The organism is Ensifer sp. SL37 (genome assembly GCF_026672675.1).
Lineage (GTDB): Bacteria > Pseudomonadota > Alphaproteobacteria > Rhizobiales > Rhizobiaceae > Ensifer > Ensifer adhaerens.
Window position 1 is genome coordinate 1,546,706 of the sequence record NZ_JAPPRN010000001.1, and the last position, 12,846, is coordinate 1,559,551.

12 protein-coding genes are annotated in these 12,846 nt (G+C 60.0%); 9 read left to right on the forward strand and 3 right to left on the reverse strand.

The genetic code is table 11. The features are described 5' to 3' along the window. Nucleotides 1-17 precede the first annotated feature (17 nt). Both OVA00_RS07015 and OVA00_RS07020 read right to left on the reverse strand, forming a co-directional pair. Entirely contained in the window at nt 18-947 is a 930-nt protein-coding gene (locus tag OVA00_RS07015) for a sugar ABC transporter substrate-binding protein (RefSeq protein WP_113079427.1), read from the reverse strand. Nucleotides 948-1,177: 230 nt separating this feature from the next. Continuing rightward, nucleotides 1,178-1,990 carry a TIM barrel protein gene (locus OVA00_RS07020; protein ID WP_268088411.1) on the reverse strand — a complete coding sequence of 271 codons (813 nt, stop codon included), beginning with the start codon at nt 1,988-1,990 and terminating at the stop codon, nt 1,178-1,180. A 358-nt stretch (nt 1,991-2,348) separates the two neighbouring features. On the opposite strand from OVA00_RS07020, the gene OVA00_RS07025 reads away from it, so the two are divergent. Continuing rightward, nucleotides 2,349-3,362 (forward strand): capsular polysaccharide export protein, LipB/KpsS family, encoded by a 1,014-nt coding sequence (locus tag OVA00_RS07025; RefSeq protein WP_268088412.1) that lies wholly within the window; start codon nt 2,349-2,351, stop codon nt 3,360-3,362. 18 nt (nt 3,363-3,380) lie between these two features. On the opposite strand, the gene OVA00_RS07030 is transcribed toward OVA00_RS07025, so the two are convergent. Beyond that, complete coding sequence (locus tag OVA00_RS07030) at nt 3,381-4,412, reverse strand: LacI family DNA-binding transcriptional regulator (protein WP_268088413.1); 1,032 nt, start codon at nt 4,410-4,412, stop codon at nt 3,381-3,383. 164 nt (nt 4,413-4,576) lie between these two features. Here OVA00_RS07030 and OVA00_RS07035 point away from each other — a divergent pair, with 164 nt between their 5' ends. From OVA00_RS07035 to rfbC, 8 genes are all read left to right on the forward strand, one after another. Further along, nucleotides 4,577-5,668 carry a fatty acid desaturase family protein gene (locus OVA00_RS07035; RefSeq protein WP_268088415.1) on the forward strand — a complete coding sequence of 364 codons (1,092 nt, stop codon included), beginning with the start codon at nt 4,577-4,579 and terminating at the stop codon, nt 5,666-5,668. Between the two features lie 30 nt (nt 5,669-5,698). Continuing rightward, nucleotides 5,699-6,016, forward strand: a complete 318-nt coding sequence (locus tag OVA00_RS07040) for a MocE family 2Fe-2S type ferredoxin (RefSeq protein WP_192357631.1) — start codon at nt 5,699-5,701, stop codon at nt 6,014-6,016. A gap of 49 nt (nt 6,017-6,065) precedes the next feature. After that, nucleotides 6,066-7,292, forward strand: a complete 1,227-nt coding sequence (locus OVA00_RS07045; RefSeq protein WP_268088416.1) for an NAD(P)/FAD-dependent oxidoreductase — start codon at nt 6,066-6,068, stop codon at nt 7,290-7,292. 43 nt (nt 7,293-7,335) lie between these two features. After that, nucleotides 7,336-8,133 (forward strand): 3-methyl-2-oxobutanoate hydroxymethyltransferase, encoded by a 798-nt coding sequence (locus OVA00_RS07050; RefSeq protein ID WP_268088417.1) that lies wholly within the window; start codon nt 7,336-7,338, stop codon nt 8,131-8,133. A gap of 82 nt (nt 8,134-8,215) precedes the next feature. Then, on the forward strand, nt 8,216-9,028 hold the full coding sequence (locus OVA00_RS07055) for a sterol desaturase family protein (RefSeq protein WP_268088418.1): 813 nt from the start codon (nt 8,216-8,218) through the stop codon (nt 9,026-9,028). 41 nt (nt 9,029-9,069) lie between these two features. Further along, nucleotides 9,070-11,112, forward strand: a complete 2,043-nt coding sequence (locus OVA00_RS07060) for a glycosyltransferase family 2 protein (protein ID WP_268088419.1) — start codon at nt 9,070-9,072, stop codon at nt 11,110-11,112. Nucleotides 11,113-11,204: 92 nt separating this feature from the next. Beyond that, the gene (locus OVA00_RS07065) at nt 11,205-12,272 is read left to right on the forward strand and encodes a hypothetical protein (RefSeq protein WP_268088420.1); all 1,068 of its coding nucleotides are present in this window, start codon (nt 11,205-11,207) and stop codon (nt 12,270-12,272) included. Next, nucleotides 12,269-12,841, forward strand: a complete 573-nt coding sequence (gene rfbC / locus OVA00_RS07070) for a dTDP-4-dehydrorhamnose 3,5-epimerase (RefSeq protein WP_268088421.1) — start codon at nt 12,269-12,271, stop codon at nt 12,839-12,841. Before OVA00_RS07065 ends, rfbC begins: the two co-directional genes overlap by 4 nt. The last annotated feature ends 5 nt before the right edge of the window (nt 12,842-12,846 follow it).

Genomic DNA, 12,846 nt, shown 5'->3' on the forward strand with positions numbered 1-12,846 from the left:
GCTCCCGACTGTGGCGATCAGTTCTTCGCCTGGTACTTGTCGAGGTTGTCCTTGGTGACGAGCTCGAAGGGAATGTAGACCTTCTTGTCCACCGGCTCGCCCTTTGCGAGCTTCAGTGCGGCGTCGACCGAGCCCTTGCCCTGGCCGGCGGCGTTCTGGAACACCGTGACGTCGAGATCGCCGGCGGCCATGGCTGCCAGAGCGTCCTGCGTTGCGTCGATGCCGCCGATGACAACGCTGTCCATCGAACGACCTGCGGCCTTCAGCGCCTGGATCGCGCCGATCGCCATTTCGTCGTTGTTGGAGATGACCGCGTCAAACTCAAGACCGGCCGAAAGCCAGTTCGTCAAGAGGTCCGAGCCTTGCGTGCGCGACCAGTTGGCGGTCTGCTCCTCGACGATCTCAATGCCCTTGCACTGGTCGGTGGCAAGCACGTCGTGGATGTCCTTGGTGCGCATGCGGGCCGCCTGGTTGGAAAGTTCGCCCATCATCACGACGGCCTTGCCCTTGCCGCCGAGCATCTTGCAGATTTCCTGCGTCTGCAGCGTGCCGGATTCCTGTTCGTTCGACGCGACGAAAGCCTGCTTTTCCGGCAGCGTGTCGACATTGACCGGTTCGCGGTTGACGTAGACGAGCGGGATGCCGGCATCCGCAGCGATCTTCGACATTGCAGCCGTCGCATCCGTATCGACCGGGTTGACGATGATCGCGGTCACGCCGGCGGCGATGAAGTTCTGGATCTGGCTCTGCTGCTTGGAGACGTCGTTCTGCGCGTCTTCGATCTGCAGTTCGACGCCATCGAGCGTCTTGGCGTAATCGGACATGCCGTTGCGCAAGACCGTCAGGAAGTTGTCGTCGAAAAGGGCCATGGATACGCCGATAGTCTCGGCATGGGCTGCCGTCGACATCATCATCGCCAGCGCTGTGCTGAGCACGAGTTTCTTCATTGTCTTTCTCCTCCACAATGGTGCCCGGCGACACCTTCTCCTGCCGGGGACGCAATGCCGGATTGCGCTCATTCATTTCAAAAGCGGCACTCCCGCTGCGCTTTCGAATAAAACGGAATAAACGAACCAGTAAATTGCGATTACGGAATATGTATTCCATTTTATACGGGCGCCGTCAAGGCCTGATGCGGCGCCCGCTGCTGATTTGCCGGCCTCGCGCCTGGGGGCGCTTAGATATGGCTTCGGATGTAATCCATGCTCTGCACCACCGCGGCGGCGGGATCCGCCAATCCGTGGACTTCGGCGGCGAATGGCTCAAAGGAAAGCGGCCCTTCATAACCCGCCGCGCGCATGCGCCGAATCTGTCCTACATTGTCGAGCAGGTCGCTCCGATCGACGAGAACGCGGTGCGAATCACGTAGATCCGCCACCGCGATACGTTCATCCGCGACTCCGGAAATATGGATGAGGCCGGTCATCTCAGGATAGATTGCAGGTTCGCCGGCGAGGTGGTGGTGGAACGTGTCGTGCACCAGTCGGAAGGTTTTTTCGCCGTCGACTGCCTTGATTGCGTCAACAGCTTCCGTCTTCGAGCGCAGCGAGCAGATCTCGAAGCCGAGCGGTTCGACGAGGCCAATGATTCCGGCCGTTTCGAGCATCGGTTTCAGTGCCGTCAAAGCTTTGCGAAGGTTTTCCTGCCGCTCGCTATCGGCCTGGCCCGTGCCATCATTGACGGGAACGAGGACAAGGGCCTTGGCGCCGCAGTCGCGGGCATAGGCGATCAGTTCTTCGGCTTCGGCCTGACGGGTCTGGTTCCATTCGTTGAAACGCTGCAGAGCATTGATCGAGATGATCGTGATGTCGTGACGGCTGGCGAGGGCGGCGACGTCGATTGCGGGCGTGCCGTCGAGGATTGCGTTGCCGGCGAGATCGTTGCGGATTTCGACAGATGTCATGCCGAGCGATCTGGCGAGTTCGAAAAAGGCGCCAAGCGGCAGGTTCGGCGTCGTCATGTGGTTGAGGGCGAAGGGCAGGGCGGTCACGGGAATGTCTCCTCCAGTGGGGCGGGTTTCTGTTCAAAAATAGAACATGCGTTCCATTTACGGCGACTTGAACAAATCGCCAATGGGGGGCGTGCCTTGAAAAGCCATGACGTTCAATCAGCTTGCATCTCTGCAAGAGACCTATCGGCGCATGATGTTATTCTAGCATCCGGCTGTCGTACTAATTCTTGCTCATCATTATTACTTCGCACGGAGATCCCGCACTGCATTCCGGCAGTATTCGAAATAGGAGTTGCGTTTCTGGGGGAGAGGTGAATTGTTTAAAGTGGAATTGGCATACCGTAAAGAGCTCAGCCAACGCATTGGATGAGCTGCTCGAAACGCACCTGGAGGGGCGATGGAGCGATCCTGGCATCCGCTATGGGGGGCTCGTTTGGGGGCGACCTACTTCGTCCATCAGGCCTTTCCCTGGCTGCGACACTATTTCGGTGATGCGCCGCTTCTGTCGACCTTTTCGCCCGGTCTCGACGGTATCGTCTCATGGGGTGGCCGCTTGCCGGCCAAGTTCGCGATGCGCATCGCGCGGCTCAGGGGCCTGCCGCACTGGCACCTCGAGGATGGATTCTTGCGGTCCGTGGGGCTCGGTAAGGATGGAAGTATACCGATTTCGATCATCATCGACGACAAGGCGTTGCCTGCTGATGCGTTGCGGCCGTCCCGCCTAGAGCTATTGATTGCCGAGGCGAGCCATACCGCGAGAGCTCACGTAGGGTCTGCGCTCCGCGAAGCCTTAGTGCGCAACAAGTTGTCAAAATACAACAATTTGCCGCACAGTCGTCCGGCTATCGAGCGAACTGCCCGACGGAGGATACTGCTTGTCGATCAGGTCTTTGGGGACGTTTCCGTTGAGAAGGCGTTGGGTTCGACTGCATCCTTTCATCGTATGCTGGACGATGCAATTGTAAGCGGTGCTCAGTGTTTAGTCCGCGCGCATCCTGACGTCATTGCGGGATACCGGAAGGGCTATTTGACCGAGCAAGCCGCCAAAGCTCCCGGTGTGATATTCATGGCCGACAAGGTTTCGGCCACCGCCATCCTCGATGTTGTCGACGAGGTTTGGACGGTCTCAAGTCAGATGGGCTTCGATGCGCTGCTGCGCGGCTTGCCTGTTCGCTGTTATGCAGCTCCGTTTTACGCAGGTTGGGGGCTGACCGACGATCGCTTCAACATCGTATCGCCCGGTGTCCAGCTCCGGCGATCCAAGGCACGCCCGACACTCGACCAGCTCACCTTCGCTGTGTACAGCCTCTACCCGGTCTACCGGCATCCCGAGACATGGCAGCCAATGGATGCGCTGGCAGCAATTGACTATCTTGTTGGCGAGATCGCCCGCGAAAAACGGGACGGCTGATAGCGGCTTTTACGCCTCTCAGATATTTTCGGGTGTGAAAAGATCGAAGGGAAGGAAGGTTTGCCCCGGCGCGCCGGTTGGGCCCTTGTCGATCGCCTGGATCATCAGGTTGATCGTTTCTCGGGCGAGCGCCGCGGTCGGCGTTGATACCGCGAGCGTCACGACGTCGTCCCCGAGCGCTGCTCGGGACTCCGGCGTCAGCTCGTTGACCACCACGATCAGCTTGCCTTCCAGCCTTTCCTCGCGGATAGCCGAAATCGCCCCTTCCATCCCGCCGCCGCAGACATAAAAGCCGATCAGGTCAGGGTGGCGCTGCAGCAGATTGAGCGTCGCTTCGTGGGTGATCTCGGCGGTGTCGAGGTTGACCATTGTATCCAGCACTTCGAAATCCGGCGCATGCTCACGGAAATAGGAACGAAAGCCAATTTCCCGAAGCTCGTGGCCGAGAAAGCGACGGCTGCCGACGAAAGCTGCCACCTTGCCAGGACGTTTGGCCGCCTTGGTGATCATCCACGCGGCTGTGCGGCCGACCTTGTGATTGTTGAGGCCGACGTAGCCCTCGCGAACGCCGGCGGCAAAATCCGAAAGCAGGGAGAAGACCGGGATGCCGCGCTCCTTAAGTTCCTCAATTGCGGTGGTCACGGCCGGGTAATCGGGAGCGACAAGCGCAATGGCCTGGTTCCGCGCCGCAGCGGCCCGGAGCTTTTCCGTGATGGCCGATGGGGTGGAGTTTGCCACGAAATCGATCTGGGCGAAGACGCGGGCATGCGAGAGCGACAGCGCCGCGGTTTCGATTTCCTTCGCAACTGTTTGATAGAAGGCCTGCTCCGGCTTTTGCAGCACAAAGCCAAGCCTGTATTGCGGCAAGTCCTCAAAGACGCGCTGCCGGATCAGGCCCACGGCGTGATAGCCGATTGACTTGGCCGCCTCATAGACCCGGCGCGCGGTTTCCTCACGCACAGGATGGCGCCCGTTGAGAACGCGATCGACGGTCGCGACGCTGACGCCGGCAGTGCGCGCAAGGTCGGCAATGGTCGGACGGTTGCTCATCGCGGCTCCTGATAGGTTTGCATCATGAATGAAATGCGGCTAATGACATCATCTGAGAGAATATATCATTGCTGCATTGAGACCTGGCAAAAGTCAACCTATCGTCATTGCACGACATGAGACGTCGCCGGCCAGATCGGGTCGGACCGCGGGGAGGAGCGCAAATGACGATGATGCCGACGAAGCGAGACTATAGCCTGCTTGGCCGGGATGCCCAGGCGGCGGTCGCCAGCGGTCTCTCGGCCGCAGAGTGGTATCACACCGACATTCCGCGCAAGCAGATGAAGGAACTGATGAAGCGCGAGGATGGGCCGGCCATCCGCGACACTGCGATCTGGCTCGGTTGTCTCGTTCTGTTCGGTGCACTCGGCATCACCTTCTGGGGCACGTGGTGGGCCGTTCCGTTCTTCCTTGCCTATGGCGTTCTCTACGGTTCCGCCTCCGATAGCCGCTGGCATGAATGCGGCCATGGCACGGCGTTCAAGACGATGTGGATGAACGATGCCGTCTACCAGATCGCTTGCTTCATGATCATGCGCAATCCGGTCACCTGGCGCTGGAGCCACACGCGCCACCATACGGATACGGTGATCGTCGGCCGGGATCCCGAAATCGCGGTCATGCGGCCGCCGGATCTGCTGCGCCTCGTCCTCAATTTCTTCGGCGTGCTCGACGTTTGGCACGCGATGATCGACATGGTGCGTAACACTTTCGGCATCATCAGCGCCGAGGAAGCGACTTTCATCCCTAAAATGGAGCAGCCGAAGGCGATCCTGGTCGCACGCATATGGTTTGCGATCTATGCGGCCACCATTGCCGCCTGCGTCTATCTCGGCTCGATCCTGCCGCTGATGCTGATCGGTCTGCCGAGGCTCTATGGCGCCTGGCACCATGTGCTGACTGGGTTGCTGCAGCATGGCGGTCTTGCCGACAACGTGACCGACCATCGGCTGAACAGCCGCACAGTCTACATGAACCCGGTGAGCCGCTTCGTCTATTGGAACATGAACTACCATGTGGAACACCACATGTTCCCGATGGTGCCTTATCACGCGCTGCCGAAGCTGCACGCCATGATCAAGCATGATCTGCCGGAGCCGAACCCGTCGATGCTGGACGGCTACCGAGAAATGATCCCGGCCTTCCTGCGGCAGTTGCGGAACGAAGATTACTTCCTGAAGCGCGAGCTGCCGGCGACGGCAAAGCCCTACCGGGAAGACTTTCACAGCGATGCGATCGTGCACGCAGCCGAATAACCAACCGATGCCAGGAAATGGGAGGAAATCATGAGCGGAAACTGGGTTGAAGTCTGCGCAGCGGACGAAATCGACGAAGAAGATGTTATCCGTTTCGATTACGACGGACGCACCTTTGCTGTCTATCGCAGCCCGGACGACGAGTATTTTGCCACCGACGGGCTCTGCACCCACGAGCATATTCATCTCGCCGAAGGCCTCGTGATGGACGACATCATCGAATGTCCGAAGCACAACGGCCGCTTCAACTACAAGACCGGCCAGGCCAAGGGCGCGCCCGTTTGCGTCAACCTGAAGACCTATCCGGTGAAGGTCGAGGCCGGAAGCGTGTTCATCGCGCTCTGCTGAAGCCGCTCTAGATAGGATTGGGCTCGCCGCGGCGGGCAGGGAGGTTGAGATGGGTTCTATCGTCATCGTGGGCGCCGGCGAATGTGGGGCAAGGGCCGCCTTTGCCCTCAGGGAAAAGCAATACGACGGCAAGATCACACTGATCGGCGCGGAACCGCATCTTCCCTATGAGCGGCCGCCTCTTTCGAAGGAAGGGCTCAAGGCAGAGGTAGCGCCGAAATATGTCGCTGATGCCGAGCGCTACGCGGCAGCAGGGATCGAAGTGCTGACGGATATCCCGGTCATGGCCATCGATCGCGCCGAAAAGCGGGTGACGCTCGCAGACGGAAGCAGCATCGCCTACGACCGGCTGTTGTTGACGACCGGTGCGCGGGCGCGAACTATCGCCGGTATAGATGAGGTGTCACGCCGCATCCGCACGCTTAGAACCCATGCCGATTCTGAAGAGATCCGCCGCGCACTTTCGCCCGGTCGCAAGCTTGCGATCATCGGCGGTGGCTTCATCGGTCTGGAGCTCGCCGCTATGGCGCGCCGGCTCGGTGCTGCCGTATCGCTTATCGAAGGGTTGCCGCGCATCCTTTCGCGCGGCGTGCCCGAGGAGATCGCTGCAATTGTTGCCGCGCGGCATCGTGCAGAAGGCGTCGACATACGATGCGACGCGAAGATCGAACGTATCGACGCGGACGAAGGCCGTGCGCGCGTCGTTCTCGCCGGCGGCGAGACAATTGAGGCCGATCTCGTCGTCGTTGGCATCGGCGCGGTCCCGAACACGGAGCTTGCAGCCGTCGCCGGCCTTTCGATCGAGAACGGCATCGCGGTCGACGCAACGCTTCAAACCAGCGACCCGGATATCTACGCCGCTGGTGATTGCTGCTCGTTCCCGCTCTGTCACTATGGTGATCGTCGGATACGTCTTGAGGCGTGGCGCAATGCGCAGGATCAGGGGACGCTCGTTGCCGGCAATCTGCTCGGCGGGGGCGAGGCGATCACCAGCGTGCCGTGGTTCTGGTCCGACCAGTATGATCTGACACTGCAGATCGCGGGGCTTGCCGAGGGTGCTGCAACGACCGTGCGGCGCGAACTTACCGACGACGCCTTCATTCTTTTTCATCTCGACAATACCGGTCGGCTGCTTGCGGCCTCCGGCATCGGACCGGGCAATGCGGTCGCGCGCGACATTCGGCTTGCAGAAATGCTGATTGCAGCCGCAAAGCGGCCGGAACCGCAGGCGCTCATCTCGCCCGATACCAAGCTCAAAGCACTCCTCGCCGCCTAGCGTGAGCGGCAAATCTCGTCCTGTTTCCATCCGGAGCCTTCTCATGAAAAGTCACCGTCCGACCGTTGCGGATCTCTTGTCGATGAAGGGCAAGCGCCAACTCACGATGCTGCGTGTCGAAACGCTGGATGAGGCCGAAGCGGCGGAAGCCGCCGGCATCGATCTCGTCTCCGTCCCGCCGGCGCTGCTGGGCCCGGAGTTTCGTGAGGTGGCGCCGACTTGTTTTGCCTTTCCGGGCCTGGAATATGGCGACTACGTCACGGCGGAAGAATACATGCGTGCAGCCTTTGAGGCGTTGAAGGCCGGCGGTGACGCGGTCTACTGTGCGGCAGGGCTTTCCACCGTCCGGCGGATGCGCGAGGAGGGCATTCCCGTCTGCGGCCATGTTGGCCTCATTCCCTCCAAGGCCACCTGGACCGGCGGTTTCCGCGCGGTCGGCAAGACCGCGCAAAGTGCGCCAGAAATCTGGCGACAGGTCAAGGCGCTTGAGGAGGCCGGCGCCTTCGCGGCAGAAATCGAGGTCGTTCCGGGAAATGTCGCTGGGGCGATCAGTGCCAGAACCTCGATGCTGATGCTTTCGATGGGAGCGGGGTCAGGATGCGACGCCCAATATCTGTTTGCCGCCGACGTGCTCGGCAGCAATCGCGGTCACGTGCCGCGCCATGCCAAGATCTATCGCAACTTTGCTGCGGAACATGACAGGCTTCAGCGCGAACGGATCGCCGCGTTCTCGGAGTTTGCCGCGGATGTGCACTCCGGCAGCTACCCGCAAGAGAGACACCTCGTCGGCATTGACGGCGCGGAATTGCGCGCATTTCTGGCCGAACTCGAGCGCGGCTAGAGGCCGGATGGCTTGCGCGGAAGAGGGGGCTTGGTATATTCCACGCGCCAATTCAACTTTTCTTTCCGCGACGGATCACGATTTGAGCGCCCTTCTTCAGGACAGTCTCACCTTTGTCGGCTTGCTGGCAGCGATTTATGCAGCGACGGTGGCGCTGTACTTCATCCTCGGCTACGGCATCACCTGGCTCAACGACCGCAATCCCGAGCGCCGCATTCAAAAGGGACGGCGCGGCGAGAAGCGCAAGGCCATCGAGATTCGCCAGAGCATGGCCTCGATCCTCGTCACCTGCACGTCGGTCGCGATCGGCCTTTTCGTCCAGTACAAGGGATGGACACTGTTCTCGCCCTGGGAGTTCAGGTGGTGGGCGGCCGTCCCGCTCTTTGTGCTCTGCATGGTGCTCTTCGACGCCTGGTTCTATTTCGCCCACCGGCTGCTGCACACCAAGCTCTTCTATAAGTACCATCTCCTGCATCACCGCAGTGTCGCGCCGACGGTCTGGAGCAACGACTCGATCGGCCTGGTCGATACCGCTATGAGCCAAGGCTACTACGCCGTCATCACGTTTCTCGTGCCGTTCCCGCCGATCATCCTTCTGGCCCACCGCCTGTTCGATCAGATCAACGGCACGTTTGGCCATGCCGGATTCGAATACTTCGCCTCGCGCACCGCGCGCTATCCCTCGCCGATGCTTTGCACGACCTATCACGACCAGCACCACGCCGAGTTCAAATACAATTATGCGAACTACTTTTCGTTCTGGGATCGCGTGATGGGAACGGTTGCGCCGAACTACGATCGGCGGGTGGAAACGATTGAAGCCGAGGTGCCGGCCGTGAAGCTACGAAAGGTCGCGGGTGCGACGAGCGTGGCTGAAGGGTCGACGGCCGACTGAGGCGTTCTTTTGTCGGCGGCTCGCTTTCAAAAGGCCTTGACTTGAAATGGTTCGGCCGGCGATTTCGTTGTTTCCAATCGACTTTTCTGCGAAGTGAGTGGCTCGAAAGAGTTATGAAGCCGCTCCAGGCGGTTGATGGATGGGATGAGATGGTCGAGCCATCGCAGGATGAATTCAGCGTTGCGATGAAGCATGGTGCGGGGCATTACGCTGACCGCCCGGTGACACTGCTGGTGCGCGATCCCGACCATCGCCTCGGGCGGCGGCCGCGGCTTGCGCTGAGGCGCCAAGGCCGGACGCCCGACACGGTGTTCCGCTCGTTCCTCATTGACGGGCGAGGCCGTGGGCGCTTCTACGGCTGGATGCCAGTGCAGTTGCAGGCGATGACCTTGCTCGTCGATGACGCAACGGCAAACAACAAGGCAGGGATTGAGCCGCAGATTACGATGCGACGGATGTCGTTGATCGAGGTCGCCGTTCTCATCGCCTTGCGGCGGACGTTGATCCTCCTGCAGATCATTTCACTCTTTCTCGCAGGCAACAGGAAAGGGGCAGAGTTTCGCTTCGTGCGACAATGCGATTCGCTTTCCGCTCCTGACTATCAAGACTGGATCGAGGCCCAGGCGCTGGCCGCGCTGCACGCGAACCGGGACGATCCCCACAACTGGCCGCGAAGGCCACATATCCTCGTTTCGATAGATGGCAGGGACAGCGCTGCCGCCGCCGAAACCAGGATGTCGCTTGCAGCGCAGACCTGGCGCGATTTTCGTGAGATGCCTGCAGCGGACGTGATGATGATGGTGAACAGCAGTGAAGCTCTCGACGACCCCCTTTGGATGCGGCTACCGGCGGGCATGCGGCTTGCGCCGAATGCCCTGGAGAGGCTGGCTCGACCTTTTTCCTTGTCAGCCGATGTTGCTGTCGTCTATTCCGACGAGGACCATATTGATAGACGCGGCAGGCGCCTGAACCCCTTCTTCAAGCCGGCCTGGAACGAGCCGCTTGCTGTCTCCGGATGGCTTTCGCTCGAAGGGGCGCTCTTTCGTCTGATCGACATCCCCAGGGACGTTTGCCTGGAACGCACATCGGGCGCCAATATTGCTCTCGCCGTCGGCCGAACTCAGGCAGGAAGGATATTGCATCTGCCAGAGGTACTCCTTCATTCCGGGCCGTCATGTCGCCGTCGCGCAGAGTGCGCGACGATTACGCAACCGAAGCGGGAACGCCCGGCAGTCAGCGTTATCATACCGACGCGCGACAGGGCCGATCTGCTCGAAGCTTGCCTGAAGGGTCTCTTCGAACACACGGCGCCAGCGGACCTGGATGTTCTCGTCATCGACAATGAAAGCGTCGAACCGGCCACGCTGGCGCTGTTTAGCCGGTACGAGCAGGCCGGGCTAATCCGCCGGATACCGCTTCTAGGCGCTTTTAATTTCTCGCGGGCATGCAATATCGGGGTCGATGCCGCACAGAACGATCTCATCCTTCTCTTGAACAACGACGTCGAGCCCATCGGTCCCTACTGGCTAGAACAATTGGCGGGCGAACTCGATGATCCGACAGTCGGAGCCGTCGGCAACTTGTTGCTGTTTCCGGACGGCTTCACTCAGCACGGCGGGGTGACGCTTGGCGCCGGTACGGTCGCCCGGCACAGTTTTCACTTTCTTGACCCGCAGAGGCAGGGCGACAAGGGGCTTCTCGGTCAACGTCGCGACATGTCGGCGGTGACAGCGGCCTGCCTGCTGACGCGCAAGGAACTCTGGCGCCGTCTTGGGGGCATGGACGAAGAAAAGCTGACGGTCGCCTTCAATGATGTAGACTATTGCCTGAAAGTTCGGGAAGCGGGTTTCCGTATAGTCTGGACGCCGGCAGCGGCGATGTTGCATAGAGAGAGCGTTTCGCGTGGAGCCGATGACACGCCACAGAAGCTTCAGCGCTTCGCGGGCGAAGAACGAGCCATGCACGAGCGCTGGAGCGACACCTTGAAAGCCGATCCATATTACAATCCGAACCTCTCGTTGATTGCCGAAGAATTTGTTCTCGAAGCCTATCCGAGAAGTCTGGCACCGAGGTCCAGCGTTTGACGAGCGTGCGCGAGCGATTGGCCCGCTGGATCGAGCGGCGATTGCCGCAGCCGCGACTTCGGCAGGGGGCCAGCGGTGGCCCGCGGGGGCCGGTGAAGCGGATCGTCGTTTTTGGCCGCATACCGAACCCGACCTTCGACTATTACCTTGCAGCCCGCCTCGACGCATCGGATATGCCGCCATATGAGGTGGCCGATATCCGTGGGCGAGATATACCGGCACTGAACGCCGATGGGGCCTTCGTCATCCTTTGCCGCTATGCGTCTCCCTCGGTCTTGCGCTGGATCGAGAGCAATGCAAAGCATCTCTCCGGCGTGGGGCTGTTTCTCGATGATGACATCCCCGCTGTTGTTACAGGCAAGGACGCGGATTTCCTCTACAGGCTGTTTCTTTGGTATCGCGCCCTCTGGCCGCTTCGCCGACTGAACCGGCATCTCGATATCGTCTGGGCCTCGACACCGCACCTTGCGTCCCGACTGGCGAGGGTGGAGGCGATCGTCTTGCCGCCAGCGCCGCCGAAGGCGCTTTGGAAGGCGGACGGGAGTGATGGTAATTGGCATTGTCAGTCAAACGGAGATGTTTTGATTGGGTACCATGCGACCGGGGTTCATCTCGAGGAACATCGGTTTCTTCAGCCAATTATTGCGGAAGTTCTGCGCGAACGGCCACGCGCCCGGTTCGAAGTGTTTGCCGATCGCCGTGCCAAGGCAATCTGGCAAGGTCTGGAACGGGTGCGGATCCGGGAGCCAATGCCCTGGGCTGAGTATCTGGCGGACGCGAACACCCGACGTATCGATATTATGCTTGTTCCGCTCGCACCTTCGCATGTGAACGATAGTCGCGCGCCGACGAAGCGCATCGATGTCGCCAGATACCAAGCGGCGGGGGTGTTTTCGATGGGCGTGGTTTTCGGCGATGCCGCGGACGATGGCGAATTGCTTGCAACTTATGACGCAAAACTTTGGCGTGAGACCATCCTTCTGCTGATTGATGATGTTGGAGAGCGCGGCGTTGCCGCAATTGCTACCCATAGGGCCGTCTTGCAAATGGCCTCGGTAGCGGATACGGGATTTGAGGCCTTTAGACCCTCGGAAATAGTTGGCCAGCCGTCTGGACCCGATGCGACTTCGAATGTAGGACAAACGGACCTTTCTGAATGACGTCTAAGATATTGTTGCTCCAACCAAAACGTTTTGGTGACGACCGAGGATGGTTCTCCGAAGTATACAACGAGAGGATCTTCGCTAGGTATGGAATCAACGACCGATTTGTTCAGGACAACCATTCGCTCTCGGTCCCCGTGGGAACATTGAGAGGGTTACATTTTCAGACGGCACCATTCGAGCAAGTCAAACTTGTTCGCTGCATCCGCGGTCGAATCTTCGATGTTGCGGTTGATATCCGTCGTGGCTCGCCCACGTTTGGGAAGTGGGTTGGCGCCGAGCTTTCGGCGGAAAATGGCCGGCAACTCTACGTTCCGGCAGGATTTGCCCACGGCTTCGTGACGCTGGAGCCTTCGACGGAAGTCACCTATAAGGTCTCCAGTTTTTATTCGCCGGAGAACGATGGAGGGCTCCTTTGGAGCGACGCTCAGATCGGCATTGAGTGGCCTCTCCCCGAGGACACGGAGCCAGTCTTGAGCGGGAAGGACGAGCGTCAACCGATGCTGCGTGATTTTGACAGCCCCTTCCATTACGACGGTGTCCCGCTCGAGATGGTCGAAGTCTAACTTTC

Coding starts and splice junctions, on each gene's coding strand:
- OVA00_RS07015 (WP_113079427.1), bottom strand. CDS start 947: ATGAAGAAACTCGTGCTCAGCACAGCGCTGGCGATGATGATGTCGACG.
- OVA00_RS07025 (WP_268088412.1), top strand. CDS start 2,349: ATGGAGCGATCCTGGCATCCGCTATGGGGGGCTCGTTTGGGGGCGACC.
- OVA00_RS07030 (WP_268088413.1), bottom strand. CDS start 4,412: ATGAGCAACCGTCCGACCATTGCCGACCTTGCGCGCACTGCCGGCGTC.
- OVA00_RS07035 (WP_268088415.1), top strand. CDS start 4,577: ATGACGATGATGCCGACGAAGCGAGACTATAGCCTGCTTGGCCGGGAT.
- OVA00_RS07040 (WP_192357631.1), top strand. CDS start 5,699: ATGAGCGGAAACTGGGTTGAAGTCTGCGCAGCGGACGAAATCGACGAA.
- OVA00_RS07045 (WP_268088416.1), top strand. CDS start 6,066: ATGGGTTCTATCGTCATCGTGGGCGCCGGCGAATGTGGGGCAAGGGCC.
- OVA00_RS07050 (WP_268088417.1), top strand. CDS start 7,336: ATGAAAAGTCACCGTCCGACCGTTGCGGATCTCTTGTCGATGAAGGGC.
- rfbC (WP_268088421.1), top strand. CDS start 12,269: ATGACGTCTAAGATATTGTTGCTCCAACCAAAACGTTTTGGTGACGAC.